Source organism: Ramlibacter sp. GCM10027632 (assembly GCF_042675325.1).
In the GTDB taxonomy this organism is placed as follows: domain Bacteria; phylum Pseudomonadota; class Gammaproteobacteria; order Burkholderiales; family Burkholderiaceae_C; genus Ramlibacter.
The window spans coordinates 264,853-280,017 of sequence record NZ_JBHTGW010000003.1 but is presented as its reverse complement, the minus strand read 5'-3'; the positions used below and the strand labels follow the sequence as shown (position 1 = coordinate 280,017).

16 protein-coding genes are annotated in these 15,165 nt (G+C 71.6%); 9 read left to right on the top strand and 7 right to left on the bottom strand.

The features are described from left to right. Positions 1-14: 14 nt before the first annotated feature. From ACFQZY_RS07290 to ACFQZY_RS07260, 7 genes are all read right to left on the bottom strand, one after another. Complete coding sequence (locus ACFQZY_RS07290; protein WP_377414471.1) at positions 15-1,286, bottom strand: amidohydrolase family protein; 1,272 nt, start codon at positions 1,284-1,286, stop codon at positions 15-17. Between the two features lie 14 nt (positions 1,287-1,300). Further along, entirely contained in the window at positions 1,301-1,930 is a 630-nt protein-coding gene (upp, locus tag ACFQZY_RS07285) for a uracil phosphoribosyltransferase (RefSeq protein ID WP_377414469.1), read from the bottom strand. 43 nt (positions 1,931-1,973) lie between these two features. Beyond that, positions 1,974-3,248, bottom strand: coding sequence for a URC4/urg3 family protein (locus tag ACFQZY_RS07280; protein WP_377414466.1), 1,275 nt, complete (start codon positions 3,246-3,248; stop codon positions 1,974-1,976). Beyond that, positions 3,245-4,516 (bottom strand): GTP cyclohydrolase II, encoded by a 1,272-nt coding sequence (locus ACFQZY_RS07275; RefSeq protein ID WP_377414464.1) that lies wholly within the window; start codon positions 4,514-4,516, stop codon positions 3,245-3,247. Before ACFQZY_RS07275 ends, ACFQZY_RS07280 begins: the two co-directional genes overlap by 4 nt. 95 nt (positions 4,517-4,611) lie before the next feature. Then, positions 4,612-4,917 (bottom strand): hypothetical protein, encoded by a 306-nt coding sequence (locus ACFQZY_RS07270; RefSeq protein WP_377414462.1) that lies wholly within the window; start codon positions 4,915-4,917, stop codon positions 4,612-4,614. Between the two features lie 10 nt (positions 4,918-4,927). Further along, positions 4,928-5,398: a hypothetical protein gene (locus ACFQZY_RS07265; RefSeq protein WP_377414460.1), complete on the bottom strand. Its 471-nt coding sequence runs from the start codon at positions 5,396-5,398 to the stop codon at positions 4,928-4,930. A gap of 108 nt (positions 5,399-5,506) precedes the next feature. Further along, complete coding sequence (locus ACFQZY_RS07260; protein ID WP_377414457.1) at positions 5,507-7,045, bottom strand: helicase HerA-like domain-containing protein; 1,539 nt, start codon at positions 7,043-7,045, stop codon at positions 5,507-5,509. Between the two features lie 68 nt (positions 7,046-7,113). On the opposite strand from ACFQZY_RS07260, the gene ACFQZY_RS07255 reads away from it, so the two are divergent. From ACFQZY_RS07255 to ACFQZY_RS07215, 9 genes are all read left to right on the top strand, one after another. Next, complete coding sequence (locus tag ACFQZY_RS07255; protein WP_377414454.1) at positions 7,114-7,839, top strand: YebC/PmpR family DNA-binding transcriptional regulator; 726 nt, start codon at positions 7,114-7,116, stop codon at positions 7,837-7,839. Then, on the top strand, positions 7,836-9,122 hold the full coding sequence (purD, locus tag ACFQZY_RS07250; protein WP_377414452.1) for a phosphoribosylamine--glycine ligase: 1,287 nt from the start codon (positions 7,836-7,838) through the stop codon (positions 9,120-9,122). Before ACFQZY_RS07255 ends, purD begins: the two co-directional genes overlap by 4 nt. Then, entirely contained in the window at positions 9,122-10,045 is a 924-nt protein-coding gene (gene hemF / locus ACFQZY_RS07245; RefSeq protein WP_377414449.1) for an oxygen-dependent coproporphyrinogen oxidase, read from the top strand. Before purD ends, hemF begins: the two co-directional genes overlap by 1 nt. Before the next feature lie 20 nt (positions 10,046-10,065). Next, positions 10,066-10,647: a nicotinate (nicotinamide) nucleotide adenylyltransferase gene (gene nadD, locus ACFQZY_RS07240; RefSeq protein ID WP_377414557.1), complete on the top strand. Its 582-nt coding sequence runs from the start codon at positions 10,066-10,068 to the stop codon at positions 10,645-10,647. Further along, positions 10,647-11,390 carry a ribosome silencing factor gene (gene rsfS / locus ACFQZY_RS07235; RefSeq protein WP_377414447.1) on the top strand — a complete coding sequence of 248 codons (744 nt, stop codon included), beginning with the start codon at positions 10,647-10,649 and terminating at the stop codon, positions 11,388-11,390. Before nadD ends, rsfS begins: the two co-directional genes overlap by 1 nt. Next, a complete protein-coding gene (gene rlmH / locus ACFQZY_RS07230) occupies positions 11,387-11,854 on the top strand; it encodes a 23S rRNA (pseudouridine(1915)-N(3))-methyltransferase RlmH (RefSeq protein WP_377414444.1) in 468 nt (155 codons plus the stop codon). The genes rsfS and rlmH overlap by 4 nt, the downstream gene beginning before the upstream one ends. Before the next feature lie 4 nt (positions 11,855-11,858). Beyond that, a complete protein-coding gene (locus tag ACFQZY_RS07225) occupies positions 11,859-12,464 on the top strand; it encodes a Maf family protein (RefSeq protein ID WP_377414442.1) in 606 nt (201 codons plus the stop codon). Between the two features lie 5 nt (positions 12,465-12,469). Beyond that, positions 12,470-13,954 carry a ribonuclease G gene (gene rng, locus ACFQZY_RS07220; protein ID WP_377414440.1) on the top strand — a complete coding sequence of 495 codons (1,485 nt, stop codon included), beginning with the start codon at positions 12,470-12,472 and terminating at the stop codon, positions 13,952-13,954. A gap of 64 nt (positions 13,955-14,018) precedes the next feature. Continuing rightward, a complete protein-coding gene (locus ACFQZY_RS07215) occupies positions 14,019-15,161 on the top strand; it encodes a UDP-galactopyranose mutase (protein ID WP_377414438.1) in 1,143 nt (380 codons plus the stop codon). Positions 15,162-15,165: the final 4 nt, after the last annotated feature.

Sequence of the window (15,165 nt, the reverse complement as noted above, 5' to 3'; positions counted from 1 at the left end):
CCCGGGGCGCTGACTCAGGGCTGGAACGAGGTGCTGCCCGGGCGGCCGGGCAGGTGCAGGCGCGCGGTGGCCGGCGCCGTCTCGGCGACCAGGCGGCCGCGCCTGAACACCTTCAGGCGCGTGGCGCGCAGGCGGATCGCCTCCACCGGGTCGCGCGCCTGCAGCAGCACGAAGTCGGCGTGGCAGCCGGGCGCCAGGCCGTAGCCCTCGAGGTGCAGCAGCCGCGCCGGGTGGGTGGTCACCGCCTCGAAGCACTGGCGCATGCCCGCCTGGCTCGTCATCTGGGCCACGTGCAGGCCCATGTGGGCGGCCTCCAGGAGGTCGGCCGAGCCCAGCGCGTACCAGGGGTCCATCACGCAGTCGTGGCCGAAGGCCACGGTGAGTCCGGCGGCCATCAGCTCGGGCACGCGGGTCATGCCGCGGCGCTTCGGGTAGGTGTCGTGCCGGCCCTGCAGGGTGATGTTGATCAAGGGGTTCGCCACCACGCCCAGCCGCGCCTCCGCCATCAGCGGAATCAGCTTGGAGACGTAATAGCTGTCCATGGAGTGCATGGACGTGAGGTGCGAGGCCGTCACCCGCCCGTGCAGGCCCAGTCGCTGCGTCTCGCAGGCCAGGGTCTCCACATGGCGCGAGAGCGGGTCGTCCGACTCGTCGCAGTGCATGTCCACCAGCTTGCCCTGGTCGGCCGCGATCTCGCACAGCCGCCGCACGCTCTCGGCGCCTTCGGCCTGGGTGCGCTCGAAGTGCGGGATGCCGCCCACCACGTCCACGCCCATCGCGAGGGCGCGGCGCAGGTGGTCCAGCGCGCCGGGAGACCGCAGCGCGCCGTCCTGGGGGAAGGCGACCAGCTGCAGGTCCAGCCAGGGCGCGACGCGCCGCTTCACCTCCAGCAGCGCCTCCACCGCCCGCAGTGACGGGTCGCAGGTGTCGACGTGGCTGCGGATCGCGAGCAGGCCGCGCGCCACCGCCCAGTCGCAGTAGGCGAGCGCGCGCTCGACCAGCGCCTCCTGGGTCAGCGTCGGCTTGAGCTCGCCCCACAGGGCGATGCCTTCGAGCAGGGTGCCGCTGGCATTCACCCGCGGCTGGCCGTAGCTCAGGGTGGCGTCCATGTGGAAATGGGCGTCGACGAAGGGCGGGGAGAGCAGCTGGCCCTCGGCGTCCAGGGTCTCGCGGGCCGGAGCTTGCAAGCCCGGCGATACCTCGACGATGCGGCCTGCCCGCACCGCGACGGACATGCCGGTGCGGCCGTCGGGCAGCGCGGCGCCGGTGACGAGGAGGTCCAGCATCGGCGCGGTGCGCCCTACTTGGTGCCGAAGATGCGGTCGCCCGCGTCGCCCAGGCCCGGCAGGATGTAGCCGTGGTCATTGAGCTGGCGGTCGATGGCGGCGGTGTAGATCGGCACGTCCGGGTGGGCCGCCTGCAGCGTCCTCACGCCCTCGGGGCAGGTGAGCAGGCAGACGAACTTGATCGACTTCGGCTTGAGCTCCTTGAGGCGGTCGATGGCGGCGACGGCGCTGTTGCCGGTGGCCAGCATCGGGTCGACGACCACCACGTCGCGCGAGGCCATCTCCTGCGGCATCTTGAAGTAGTACTCGACGGCGGTGAGCGTCTTGGGGTCGCGGTACAGGCCGATGTGGCCCACGCGCGCGCCGGGCACCACGTTGAGCATGCCGTCCAGGATGCCGGTGCCGGCGCGCAGGATGGAGACGAAGACCAGCTTCTTGCCGTCGATCATCCGGGCCTGCATGGTCTCCAGCGGGGTCTCGATCTCCACCTCGTGCAGCGGCAGGTCGCGCATGACCTCGTAGGTCATGAGGGTCGCCAGTTCATTCAGCAGGCGGCGGAAGCTGTTGGTCGATGCCTCCTTCTTTCGCATCAGGGTGAGCTTGTGCTGCACCAGCGGGTGGTCGATGACGTGGACGTTGCTCAAGGCGGTTTTCCTCTTCTTGCAGGGGTGGGTTCCAGCCCCGAATCTAAAACACCGTGCCGTCGCTGGCCACGCGCAGGGGCGGCAGGCCGCCGCGAAGCTGCTGCGCCAGCTCGCGCCCGGCGGCCCAGGTGCCGCCTTCCAGGAGGCGGCCCAGGGGCAGGTGCGCGGCGTCCGTGTTCAGCTGCTCGCGCACCCGGGGCGCGAGCTCGTCGAGCAGGGCCACCGTCAGCGCGCGCCATTCGACGATGATCTCGTCGCCCGGGGCCCAGGTCTGGGCCGCGGCCAGCGGGTTGCGAAGGCGCAGGACGCCGCTGTCGATCATCAGGCCGCCGTTGCGGTACTCGGGCAGGCCGGTGAGGCGGTCGGTCCCGTGCACCTTCACCCCGCCCCACTCGAAGGGCTCGAGCAGGGAGTACGTGAGCCATTGCGAGAGCTTGTGGAATGGCACCCAGCCGTCGGTGGCGCCGTCGCCGCGCACCGCCGGGTGGCGCCAGCAGTCGCCCAGGGGCACGCCGCCGATGCGGTTGTCCGCGGGCCAGATGCCAGAGAGCGCGGCGAGGAGCTGGGAGAGGATGTCGTGGGCCTGGACATCGGCGGTGGGCGGCGGCGTGCCCGGGCCCAGGGGACTGATGATCATGTCGAACAGCCCGCCGGGGCGGCCGTCCTCGCCGAAGACCTCGGGCTGCTCGGTCATGACCTCGCCCAGGCGCCGCAGCAGGATGGCACGGCCCTCCAGGCCCACCAGCGGGTTGGTGGGCGTGACCTGGAAGGCCTGGGCCAGGTGGTCGGTGGCCAGCGCGCGCAGGCCGCGGGCGTCGGCCTGCAGCGGGCGGTCCCGGTCACTGGAGAACAGGCCGGCGCAGAAGGCGTGGAAGCTGGCCACCGCCAGGCCCTCGGAGCGGGTGTACTGCCGGCCGGTCGCGGTCTCGGTGTACTTCCAGTCGGCGCCGGCGCCGGCGTCCAGCAGCACGCTGGTCACGGTGAGGTCGATCATCGCGTGGATGCGGGTGACGGCGGTCTGCCCGGCGAGCAGGGCCTCGAGCTGGCGGCGGCGGTCGACGCCGCCAGCCTCGAAGTGCCGCCATCGACTGTGCAGGGGCACGCGCAGGTGCGGGTGCCGCTCGCGGGTGGTGCCGGCCACGCGGGCGGCGGCGCCGTCGAGCGCGGCGTCGTCGACCTCGAACCAGCCCGAGCCGCCCCGGCGCGCGCGCGCCAGCAGCTGCGCGCTGCGTTCGCGCACCGCCTGGGTGGTGCGCAGCACGCCGGCGGCGATCGCGCCCTCCGCGTGCGGGTCGGTGAAGGCCATCGCATCGTTCATTCCAGCTCCCTTCCTCGCGTGCGCCGAAGTCCCTCGGCATCCGGCGCCTCGCCGGGGGTGAAATAGCCCGAGGCCATCTTGGCCATGATCTCCACCTGCGCGTCGGCCGGCACCAGGCCGTCCGGGATGTTGACGCGCTCGCCGACCTCGATGCCCGAGCCGGTGATGGCGTCGTACTTCATGTGGCTCATGGACACCAGGCGGTGGATGCGCCGCACGCCGAGCCAGTGCAGCACGTCGGGCATCAGCTCCTGGAAGCGCATGTCCTGCACGCCGGCCACGCACTCGGTGCGGGCGAAGTACTGGTCGGCGGTGTCGCCGCCGGCCTGGCGCTTGCGGGCGTTGTAGACGAGGAACTTGGTGACCTCGCCGAGCGCGCGGCCCTCCTTGCGAGCGTAGGCGATCAGGCCCACGCCGCCGCGACCGCCCGCGTCAACCGGTTGCGCGCCGCGGATGCACTCCTCGATGGCGTGGGTCAGGTAGGGGCGGCAGGTGCAGATGTCGGAGCCGAAGACGTCCGAGCCGTTGCACTCGTCATGCACGCGGGCGGTGAGCTCGACGCCGGGGTCGGCCAGGTCCCGCGGGTTGCCGAAGATGTAGACGGTCTGGCCGCCGATGGGGGGCAGGAAGACCTCCAGGTCGGGCCGTGTGACCAGCTCGGGGTACATGCCCCCGGTCTCCTCGAACAGCACGCGGCGCAGGTCGGCCTCGCTGCAGCCGAAGCGCCGGGCGATGCCGGGCAGCCACCACACCGGCTCGATCGCCGCCTTGGTCACCAGGGCCGCGCCCTTGTCGGTGAGCAGGTGGCCGTCGGCGCGCAGGCGGCCCTGGTGCAGCGCCTCGATGACCTCGGGCAGGACCACGTGGGCCTGGGTGATGGCGATGGTGGGGCGGATGTCGTAGCCCTGGGCGAGGCGGTCGGCGAAGACCTCGGAGACCGTCGCGCCCCAGGGGTCGAGGCTGACGATGCGGCCCGCCTCGAACCACTGCGGGTAGGGGCCGATCGCGTGGGTGGGGGCGGTGTTGGTGAGGTCCGCGCGGTGGTCGCGGGCGAGGGCGCCGGCGGCCACCGCCAGGGCCCGGTAGACGCCATAGGAGCCGCTGTGCGCGCCGATCACGTTGCGCTGGGCCCGCTGGGTCGTGGTGCCCACCACCGGGCCGCGGGCCGCCGCCGACTCCGCGTTCCAGTGGATCGGCAGGGCCCCGTCGCCGCTGGCGTGCGACGTGAGCCGGATGTGGCGGGAGGGCGTCGGGGCGTCGGCGGGCATGGCGGTCGGTCCAGTTCAATCTAGCAGCGCGGGTCCTGCCGGGACGTTTGCAAGCGGCATGCCCGCGTCGCCGGACGGGACTCGCTCGGGCCGGCTCAGGAGGTGTCCTCCGGGCCGATGCGGGTGCGGCGCAGGGCGGGTGCGACGTGGCCGGCCGGCACCAGCCGGCCGCTCAGCGCCTGGCCGGTCGGCTGGGCGCCTTGGATCGCGCGCAGCACGGTCGTGGGCGCCTGGCTGGACAGCCGCGGCGCGGGGCTCGCGGCCTGGCGCAGGCCGGCGATGGGGGAGTGCGCCGGCAGGCCCTCGAGCGGGTTCGGGTCGGACGAGGCGTGGGCCTGCGGGGCTTGCGGCAAGGCCGGCGGCGGCGAGGCGACGGCGTGGGGCGGGATGCGGGTGGCCATGGGGCGGTCCTCAGGCGCGGTGCAGCTGCAGGTTGGCGGGGCGGGGCACCGGGTCCCCGCGACCGAGCAGCGAGGCGCGCAGCGCGTCCCCGAGCTCGGCGAGCTCCTCGATCGCCATCACGAAGGCGGCAGGCGAGAGGTCCAGCTCGAGCCGCTGGACCAGGCAGTACAGGCGGCCAGGCGTGTAGGCGCAGACCAGGCTGCGGCCCAGCGCGTCGCGGTCGGCGTTCACGCGAAGGAGCTCGCAGGCGAGGCGGCCGGCGTCGGCTTCGTCGTCGGGGATCTCGATGAAGGGGCGGATCGCATGGATGCAGTCCTCCTCGGTGGAAAGCTCGACCATGAGCTGCAGGGCGTCACGCGCGTCGGCGAGGGCGACCGAGCCTTCGTCGGGCAGCAGGGGCTGGCCGATGCGTCGGCCGAGCGCCGCGATCAGGCGGGCGAACTGGCCCCGGGCGTCGTGCGGGCGGTGGGCATGGCTCATGGCTCCTCCGGCGGAGAAGGTTGCTTCCTTGGATCTACAAGCTCATCCTTTTTTCTGATGAGCTTGTTCCCGATCCGCCGCGAAGTCAAGCCAGGGCCGGTGGCGGGCTCAGCGGCGGCCCTTGCCGCCCAGAATGCCGCCCAGCACGCCGCGGATGATCTCGCGGCCCACGCTGCTGCCGATGGTGCGCACCGCGGACTTGGCCATCATCTCGACGAGGCCCTCGCGCTTGCCGCCGCGGGGGCCGGTGGAGCCCAGGAGCAGGTCGCTGAGGACGCTGCCCCTGCCGGGCTCGCCCGTTCCGCCGGGCGCGCCCGTCGAGCCCGCCGGCGTACCGCCGCCGGCGGCGGGCGTGTCCGAGCCGGCCTGCGCGGCCCGCCCCTTGAGGCGTTCGTACGCGGACTCCCGGTCCACCGCCTGGTCGTACACCCCCGCCACCAGCGAGCCGGCCAGGAGGGCCTGGCGCTGGGCCGGGGTGATGGGGCCGATCTGGCTGCCCGGCGGGATCACGTAGGCCCGCTCGGTCTCGCTGGGGCGGCCCTTGGCATCGAGCAGGCTGACCAGGGCCTCGCCGACGGCCAGCTCGGTGATGGCGGCCTCGATGTCCAGGCCGGCCTTGGGGCGCATGGTCTCGGCCGTGGCCCGCACCGCCTTCTGGTCGCGGGGGGTGAAGGCGCGCAGGGCGTGCTGCACGCGGTTGCCCAGCTGGGCCAGTACGCTGTCGGGGATGTCCAGCGGGTTCTGGGTCACGAAGTAGACGCCGACGCCCTTGGACCGCACCAGGCGCACCACCAGCTCGATGCGCTCGACCAGCACCTTGGGCGCGTCGTCGAACAGCAGGTGGGCCTCGTCGAAGAAGAACACCAGCTTGGGCTTGTCCAGGTCGCCGACCTCGGGCAGCTGCTCGAACAGCTCGGACAGCAGCCACAGCAGGAAGGTGGCGTACAGGCGCGGGGCGTTGAGCAGCTTGTCGGCGGCGAGGATGTTGACCACGCCGCGGCCGCCATCGGCGGTCTGCAGGAAGTCGTGGATGTCCAGCATGGGCTCGCCGAAGAAGCGGTCGCCGCCCTGAGACTCGATCTGCAGCAGCCCGCGCTGGATGGCGCCGATGCTGGCGGCGCTGATGTTGCCGTAGCTGGTGGTGAACTGCTTGGCGTTGTCGCCCACGTGCTGCAGCATGGCCCGCAGGTCCTTCAGGTCCAGCAGCAGCAGGCCCTGGTCGTCGGCGATGCGGAACACGATGTTCAGGACGCCGGCCTGGGTCTCGTTCAGGTCCAGCATGCGGGCCAGCAGCAGGGGGCCGAGGTCGGAGACGGTGGCGCGCACCGGGTGACCCTGCTCGCCGAACACGTCCCACAGGGTGGCGGGGCAGGCGATCGGCTCGGGGGTGGGCAGGCCGCGCTCGCGGATCGCCTCGGCCAGCTTGGGCGAGAGGGTGCCGGCCTGGCTGATGCCGGTCAGGTCGCCCTTGATGTCGGCCAGGAACACCGGCACGCCGATGCGCGAGAAGCCCTCGGCCAGCGCCTGCAGGGTGACGGTCTTGCCGGTGCCGGTGGCGCCGGTCACCAGGCCGTGTCGATTGGCCAGGGCGGGCAGCAGGTGGCATTCGGCCTGGGCGTTGCGGGCGATGGGCAGGGGTTGGGCCATGGGGCGAAACGTAGAATGTCGGTCTTTCGCGCAAGCGTACCGTACAAGACCGAACAAGGACGATTCCCATGGCTGGACATAGCAAATGGGCCAACATTCAGCACCGCAAGGGCCGCCAGGACGAGAAGCGCGGCAAGATCTGGACGCGGGTGATCCGCGAGATCATGGTGGCGGCCCGCCAGGGCGGCGGTGACCTGAACGCCAACCCGCGCCTGCGGCTGGCGGTGGACAAGGCCAAGGCCGCCAACATGCCGGCGGACACCATCAAGCGCAACATCGACAAGGCCACCGGCAACCTCGAGGGCGTGCAGTACGAGGAGATCCGCTACGAGGGCTACGGCATCGGCGGCGCGGCCATCATCGTCGACACCATGACGGACAACAAGGTCCGCACGGTGGCCGAGGTGCGCCACATCTTCAGCAAGTACGGCGGCAACATGGGCACCGAAGGCTCGGTGGCCTTCCAGTTCAGGCACTGCGGCCAGCTGCTGCTGGCCCCCGGCACCTCCGAGGACCAGGTCATGGAAGTGGCGCTGGACGCCGGCGCCGACGACGTGGTCGTGGGCGACGACGGCTCCATCGAGGTCATCACCGCGCCCGGCGAGTTCGAGGCGGTGAAGAACGCGCTCGAGGCCGCCGGCCTCAAGCCCGAGGTGGCCGAGGTCACCATGCGACCGGAGAACACCATCGAGCTGGCCGGCGAGGACGGCCAGAAGATGCAGAAGCTGCTCGACATGCTCGAGGACCTGGACGATGTCCAGGACGTGTTCCACAACGCCGAGATCGCGGAATGAAGGTCCTTGTCATTGGCGGCGGCGGCCGCGAGCACGCGCTGGCCTGGAAGCTGGCGCAGTCCCCCAAGGTGTCCCAGGTCTACGTGGCCCCGGGCAACGGCGGCACGGCGCTGGACCCGCGCCTGGTCAACCTGGCCATCACCGACCCCGCGCAGCTGCGCGACTGGGCGCTGCAGGAGAAGGTGGCCCTGACCGTGGTCGGCCCCGAGGCGCCCCTGGCCGCCGGCGTGGTGGACATCTTCCGCGCCGCCGGCCTGCGCATCTTCGGCCCCACCCAGGCGGCCGCGCAGCTGGAAAGCTCCAAGGCCTTCTCCAAGGCCTTCATGAAGCGCCACGGCGTTCCCACCGCGGCCTACGACACGTTTTCCGACGCCACCCAGGCCCACGCCTACGTGGACCGCATGGGCGCGCCCATCGTGATCAAGGCCGACGGCCTGGCCGCGGGCAAGGGTGTGGTCGTGGCCATGACGCTGGCCGAGGCCCATGAGGCCATCGACTTCATGCTCCTGGACAACAAGCTCGGCGTCACCCACAACGAGGGCGGCGCGAGGGTGGTGATCGAGGAGTTCCTGCAGGGCGAGGAAGCCAGCTTCATCGTGCTGTGCGACGGCAAGAACGTGACGGCCCTGGCCACCAGCCAGGACCACAAGCGCCTGCTGGACGCCGACCAGGGCCCCAACACCGGCGGCATGGGCGCCTACTCGCCCGCGCCGGTGGTCACGCCCGATGTCCACGCCCGCGCCATGCGCGAGGTGATCCTGCCCACCATCAAGGGCATGGAGAAGGACGGCATCCCCTACACCGGCTTCCTCTACGCCGGCCTGATGATCGATGCGCAGGGCCACGTGAAGACCCTGGAGTTCAACTGCCGCATGGGCGACCCCGAGACGCAGCCGATCATGATGCGGCTGAAGTCCGACCTGTTCGACGTGATGATGGCGGCCACCTCCGGCACGCTGGACCAGGTCGACCTGGAGTGGGACCGCCGCGTCGCGCTGGGCGTGGTGATGGCCGCCGCCGGCTACCCCATGAACCCGCGCAAGGGCGACGCCATCACCGGCCTGCCGGCCGAGATGCCCGACGCCATGGTGTTCCATGCCGGCACGGTCCGCCAGGAGGGCCCGGATGGCCAGGTCCTCACTTCAGGCGGCCGCGTGCTGTGCGTCACCGCGCTGGCCGACTCGGTGAAGAAGGCGCAGCAGCGCGCCTACGAGGTGGTGCAGGGCATCCGCTTCGACGGCGCGCAGTGGCGCACCGACATCGGCTTCCGGGCCGCGCGCTGATGACGGCACCGACGCCCGCCGCCGTGCGCGACTACCTGCAGGGGCTGCAGGCGCGCATCACCGATGCGATCGCGGCCCTCGACGGCGGCGCCGGCTTCCTGGCCGATGCCTGGAGCAAGCCCGCTGGCGAGCGCCTGCAGGGCGACGGCCTGACCAAGATCCTCGAGGGCGGCGCCGTGTTCGAGCGCGCCGGCTGCGGCTTCTCGCACGTGCGCGGCCCGCAGCTGCCGTCCTCCGCCACGCAGCACCGGCCCGAGCTGGCCGGCGCGCCGTTCGAGGCCATGGGCGTGTCGCTGGTGTTCCATCCGCGCAATCCCTACGTGCCCACCGTCCACATGAACGTGCGCATGATCTCCGCCACGCCTGCCGGCGGCGGCGAGCCGGTGTGCTGGTTCGGCGGCGGCATGGACCTCACGCCCTACTACGGCTTCGAGGAGGATGCGAGGCATTTCCACCAGGCTTGCAAGGACTCGCTCGCCGCCTTCGGCGACGACAAGTACCCGCGCTTCAAGCAGTGGTGCGACGATTACTTCACCCTCAGGCACCGCAACGAGCAGCGCGGCGTGGGCGGCATCTTCTTCGACGACTTCTCCGAGCTGGGCCCCGAGCGCAGCTTCGAGATGCTGCAGTCGGTGGGCGACGCCTTCCTGGGCGCCTACCTGCCCATCGTCGAGCGCCGCCAGGGCCTGGCCTGGGGCGAGCGCGAGCGCAGCTTCCAGCTGTATCGCCGCGGCCGCTACGTCGAGTTCAACCTGGTCTGGGACCGCGGCACGCACTTCGGCCTGCAGTCGGGCGGGCGCACCGAGTCCATCCTGCTGTCCATGCCGCCGCATGCCACCTGGTCCTACCAGTGGCAACCCGAGCCGGGTTCGCCCGAGCACGACCTGTACACGAAGTTCATCGTGCGACGGGAGTGGGTTTGACGGGGCCGCGCCGGCTCGGCATGTTCGGCGGCGCGTTCGATCCGCCGCACCTGGCCCACGTGGCCCTGGCCCGCGCCGCCATCGAGCAGCTCGGGCTGGACGAACTGCGCGTCTTCCCCACGGGCATGGCCTGGCACAAGTCGCGGGCGCTGACCTCCGGGCCGCACCGCCTCGAGATGGCCCGGCTGGCCTTCGCCGAGGTGCCGCGCGCCGTGGTCGACCCGCGCGAGGTGCGCCGTGACGGCCCCACCTACACCATCGACACGCTGCGCGAGCTGCAGCGGGAATTCCCGCAGGCGCAGCTGGTGCTGGTGATCGGCGCGGACCAGGCCGAGGCCCTGGACAGCTGGCGCGAGGCCGGGGCGATTGCCCGTATCGCTACAATATCGATAGCTGAGCGCGCCAGGCCCCAGGAGCCTTCGGGCTCGTTCGATGCCTCCCGCGTGCCGGGCGGCCACTGGCAGCCCATCGAGCTGCCCTCCATGCCGTTCAGTGCCACCGACATCCGCGCCCGCGTTGCGGCCGGCCAAGGGATCGACCATCTGGTTCCCGCCCCGGTGGCGCGCTATATTGACCAACACCTTCTTTACCGACCGACCTGATGACCCAGCAAACCGCCGTCAAGAAAGACACCCAGCGCCTCCAGCGCGCCATCGTCGAGGGCCTGGAAGACGTCAAGGCACAGGACATCCAGGTCTTCAACACCGAGCATCTCTCCCCGCTGTTCGAGCGCGTGATCGTCGCCTCGGGCACCTCCAACCGCCAGACCAAGGCGCTGGCTGCCAGCGTGCGCGATGCCGTGCGTGACGCCGGCTTCTCCAAGCCGCGCATCGAGGGCGAGGACAACGGCGAGTGGATCATCGTGGACTGCGGCGCCGCCGTGGCGCACATCATGCAGCCCGCGATCCGCAACTACTACCACCTCGAGGAGATCTGGGGCGAGAAGCCGGTGCGCCTGAAGCTCGGCGCGCCCAAGCCGGCCCAGGCTGCTGCGCCCGCCAAGAAGGAGGCCCCGAAGAAGGAGCCCACCTCGCTTCGCCGCAGCAGCGCGGTGAAGACGGCCGAGCGCGCCGCCAAGGCGGCCGACGAGGCGGCCAAGAAGGCCCCGGCGAAGAAGTCCGCGGCCCGCAAGGCGGCGCCCGCGAAGGCCCCGGCCAAGGCGGCCGGCAAGACCGCGGCCGCCAAGCCCGCGACCGCCAAGCCCGCGGTGAAGGTCGCGGCCAAGGCTCCGGCAAAGAAGGCCGCCCCGGCGGCCAAGAAGGTGGCGGCCAAGTCCCCGGCCGCCAAGGCGCCGGCCAAGAAGGTCCCCGCGAAGAAGGCTGCCGCCAAGACGCCCAAGGCATGAAGCTGGTCGTCGTCGCGGTCGGCCAGCGGGTGCCCGACTGGGCCCAGACCGCGTGGGACGACTACGCCAAGCGCTTCCCGCCCGAGCTGAAGCTGGAGCTGCGCGCGGTCAAGACCGAGCCGCGCGCCTCCAAGACCGTCGAGGCGATCTACGCCGCCGAGCGCGAGCGCATCGAGTCGCAGATCCCCCGGGGCGCGCGCATCGTCGTGCTCGACGAGCGCGGCACCCACCTCACCACCCAGGCGCTGGCCACCAAGCTCAAGGACTGGCAGCTCGGGGGCGATGACGTCGCCCTCGTGATCGGCGGCCCCGACGGCCTGCAGCCCGCCTTCCGCCAGGCTGCCCATGAGCGCATCCGCCTGTCCGACCTGACCTTGCCGCATGCGATGGTGCGCGTGCTGCTCGTGGAGCAGCTGTATCGCGCCTGGTCGATCAACGCCGGCCACCCCTACCACCGCGAGTGAGTGCATGAAACCCGCCTTCGTCTACCTCGCCTCGCAGAGCCCGCGGCGGCGCCAGCTGCTGGAGCAGCTGGGCGTGGCCCATGAACTGCTGCTGCCCGATGCCGGCGAGGATGCCGAGTCCCTCGAGGCCGTGCTGCCTGGGGAGGCGCCCCTGGCCTACGTGCGCCGGGTGACCGGACTCAAGCTCGACGCCGCGCTCGCGCGCCTGGCGCGCCGCGGCCTGCCGCCTGCCCCGGTGCTGTGCTCCGACACCACGGTGGCCCTGGGCCGCGTGATCTACGGCAAGCCCGCCGACGCGCGCGACGCGCAGCGCATGTTGTCCGAACTGGCCGGCCACACCCACCGGGTGCTGACCGCGGTGGCGGTGGGCACGCCGCGCAAGCGGCGGGAGGCGGTGAGCGATTCGCGCGTGACCTTCGAGCCCCTGACCCGCGCCCAGGTCGCGGCCTACGTGGCCACCGGCGAGCCCCTGGGCAAGGCCGGGGCGTACGCGATCCAGGGGCGCGCCGCGATGCACGTCAGCCGCATCAGCGGCAGCTATTCCGGCATCATGGGACTGCCGATGCATGAGACCGCGCAGTTGCTGCGCGCCTTCGGCCTCCTGAAGTGAACCCCATGGCCCTCCAACAAGACATCCTGATCAACTGGTCCCCGCAGGAGACCCGCGTGGCCATCGTCGAGAGCGGCGCGGTGCAGGAGCTGCACGTCGAGCGCACGCTGGAGCGCGGCCTCGTCGGCAACATCTACCTGGGCAAGGTGGCCCGGGTGCTGCCCGGCATGCAGTCCGCCTTCATCGACGTGGGACTGGAGCGCGCCGCCTTCCTGCACGTGGCTGATGTCTGGCAGCCCCATGCCGAGCCCGACGCCGGCCGGCCGCCGGCGCCGCAGGTGCCGATCGAGAAGCAGGTGTTCGAGGGCCGGGCCATGATGGTCCAGGTGATCAAGGACCCGATCGGCACCAAGGGCGCGCGCCTGTCCACCCAGGTCTCCATCGCCGGCCGGCTGCTGGTCTTCCTGCCGCAGGACGACCACCTCGGCGTCTCGCAGAAGATCCCCCTGCAGCAGCGCGAGGCGCTGCGCCAGCGGCTGGTGGCCCTGGTGGGCACGCGCGAGACCGGCGGGGGTGGCGGCTTCATCCTGCGCACGAATGCCGAGGATGCCTCGGACGCCGAGCTCGCCGACGACATCGCCTACCTGCGCAAGACCTGGGCGCGCATCCGCCAGGCCGCCACCTCGCAGCCGCCCGGCACCCTGCTGCACCAGGACCTGAACCTGCTGCAGCGCGTGCTGCGCGACCTGGTGGGCGAGGAGACCCAGAGCATCCGCATCGACTCGCGCGAGCAGTTCGCCGCGCTGCAGGCCTTCGGCCAGGAGTTCATGCCGGCGGCCGCGGCCAAGCTGCAGCTGTACAAGGGCGAGCGCCCGATCTTCGACCTGTACTCGATCGACGACGAGGTCGCCCGCGCGCTGGGCCGGCGGGTGGAGCTCAAGTCGGGCGGCTACCTGATCGTCGACCAGACCGAGGCCCTGACCACGGTGGACGTGAACACCGGCGGCTATGTCGGCGCGCGCAACTTCGACGAGACCATCTTCAAGACCAACCTCGAGGCGGCCCAGGCCATCGCGCGCCAGCTGCGGCTTCGCAACCTGGGCGGGATCATCATCGTCGACTTCATCGACATGGTGCGGCCCGACCACCGCGACGCGGTGCTGGCCGAACTGAGGAAGCAGCTCGGTCGCGACCGGGTCAAGACCATGGCCGGCGGCTTCTCGCAGCTGGGCCTGGTGGAGCTCACGCGCAAGCGCACCCGCGAGTCGCTGGCCCAGGCGCTGTGCGAGCCGTGCCCGGCCTGCCAGGGCTCGGGCCAGGTGAAGACCGCGCGCACGGTCTGCTACGACATCCTGCGCGAGATCCTGCGCGAGGCCCGGCAGTTCAACCCCCGCGAGTACCGCGTGGTGGCCTGCCCCCGGGTGGTGGAGCTGTTCCTCGACGAGGAGAGCCAGCACCTGGCCGGCCTGTCCGACTTCATCGGCAAGCCGATCTCGCTGCAGGCCGACTCGGCGATGGGGCCGGAGCAGTACGACATCGTGCTGCTCTGAGGCCGGGGCCGGCCGCGCTGGGCCGGCCGATAGAATCGCCCGGTTCCACTCGCAGGGGGTCTCCATGATCGGAATCGCTGGCGCCGGCTTCTCCGGCGCCGTCATCGCGCGGCAGCTCGCCGAGGCGGGCCTGCAGGTCACCGTCCTGGACCGCCGTCCCCACATCGCCGGCAACTGCCACACCGAGCGCGACGCCCCGTCCGGCGTGCTGGTGCACCGCTACGGCCCGCACATCTTCCACACCGACGACGACGAAGTCTGGGCCTACGTGAACCGCTTCGGCCGCTTCATGCCCTACGTGAACCGGGTCAAGACGACGGTGCGCGGCGAGGTGTTCTCGCTGCCGATCAACCTGCACACCATCAACCAGTTCTTCCGCACCACCTGCTCGCCGCAGGAGGCGAGGGCGCTGGTCGAGTCCAAGGCCGACACCTCCATCACCGAGCCCAAGACCTTCGAGGAGCAGGCGCTGCGCTTCGTGGGCCGCGAGCTGTACGAGGCCTTCCTGGCCGGCTACACCCGCAAGCAGTGGGGGCTGGAGCCCTCGCAGCTGCCCGCCGACATCCTCAAGCGCCTGCCGGTGCGCTTCAACTACGACGACAACTACTTCAACCACCGCCACCAGGGCATGCCGGCGGACGGCTACACCGCCATCGTCGAGAAGATCCTGGACCACCCGGGCATCACGCTGCGGCTCGGCGCCACGCTGTCGCGGGACGACCTGGGCGCGTACGAGCATGTCTTCTACTCCGGGCCGATCGACGCCTTCTTCGGCCACGCCCTGGGCCGCCTGGGCTACCGCACGCTGGACTTCGAGGAGGTGCGCGCCGAGGGCGACTTCCAGGGCTGCGCGGTGATGAACTACGGCGACCCTTCGGTGCCCTGGACCCGCATCAGCGAGCACAAGCACTTCGCGCCCTGGGAGACGCATGCCGCCACGGTGTGCTTCCGCGAGTACAGCCGCGAGTGCGGGCCCGACGACACGCCGTACTACCCGATCCGCCTGGTCGAGGAGAAGGCCCAGCTCGCCGGCTACGTGGACCTGGCGCGCCAGGCCCGCGGCATCAGCTTCGTCGGCCGCCTGGGCACCTACCGCTACCTCGACATGGACGTCACCATCCGCGAGGCGCTGGACGCCGCCGCCGCCTTCCTGAAGCACCGCGCCGAGGGCAGCGCCCCGCCGGCCTTCTTCCGCTCGCCGCTCTGACCCG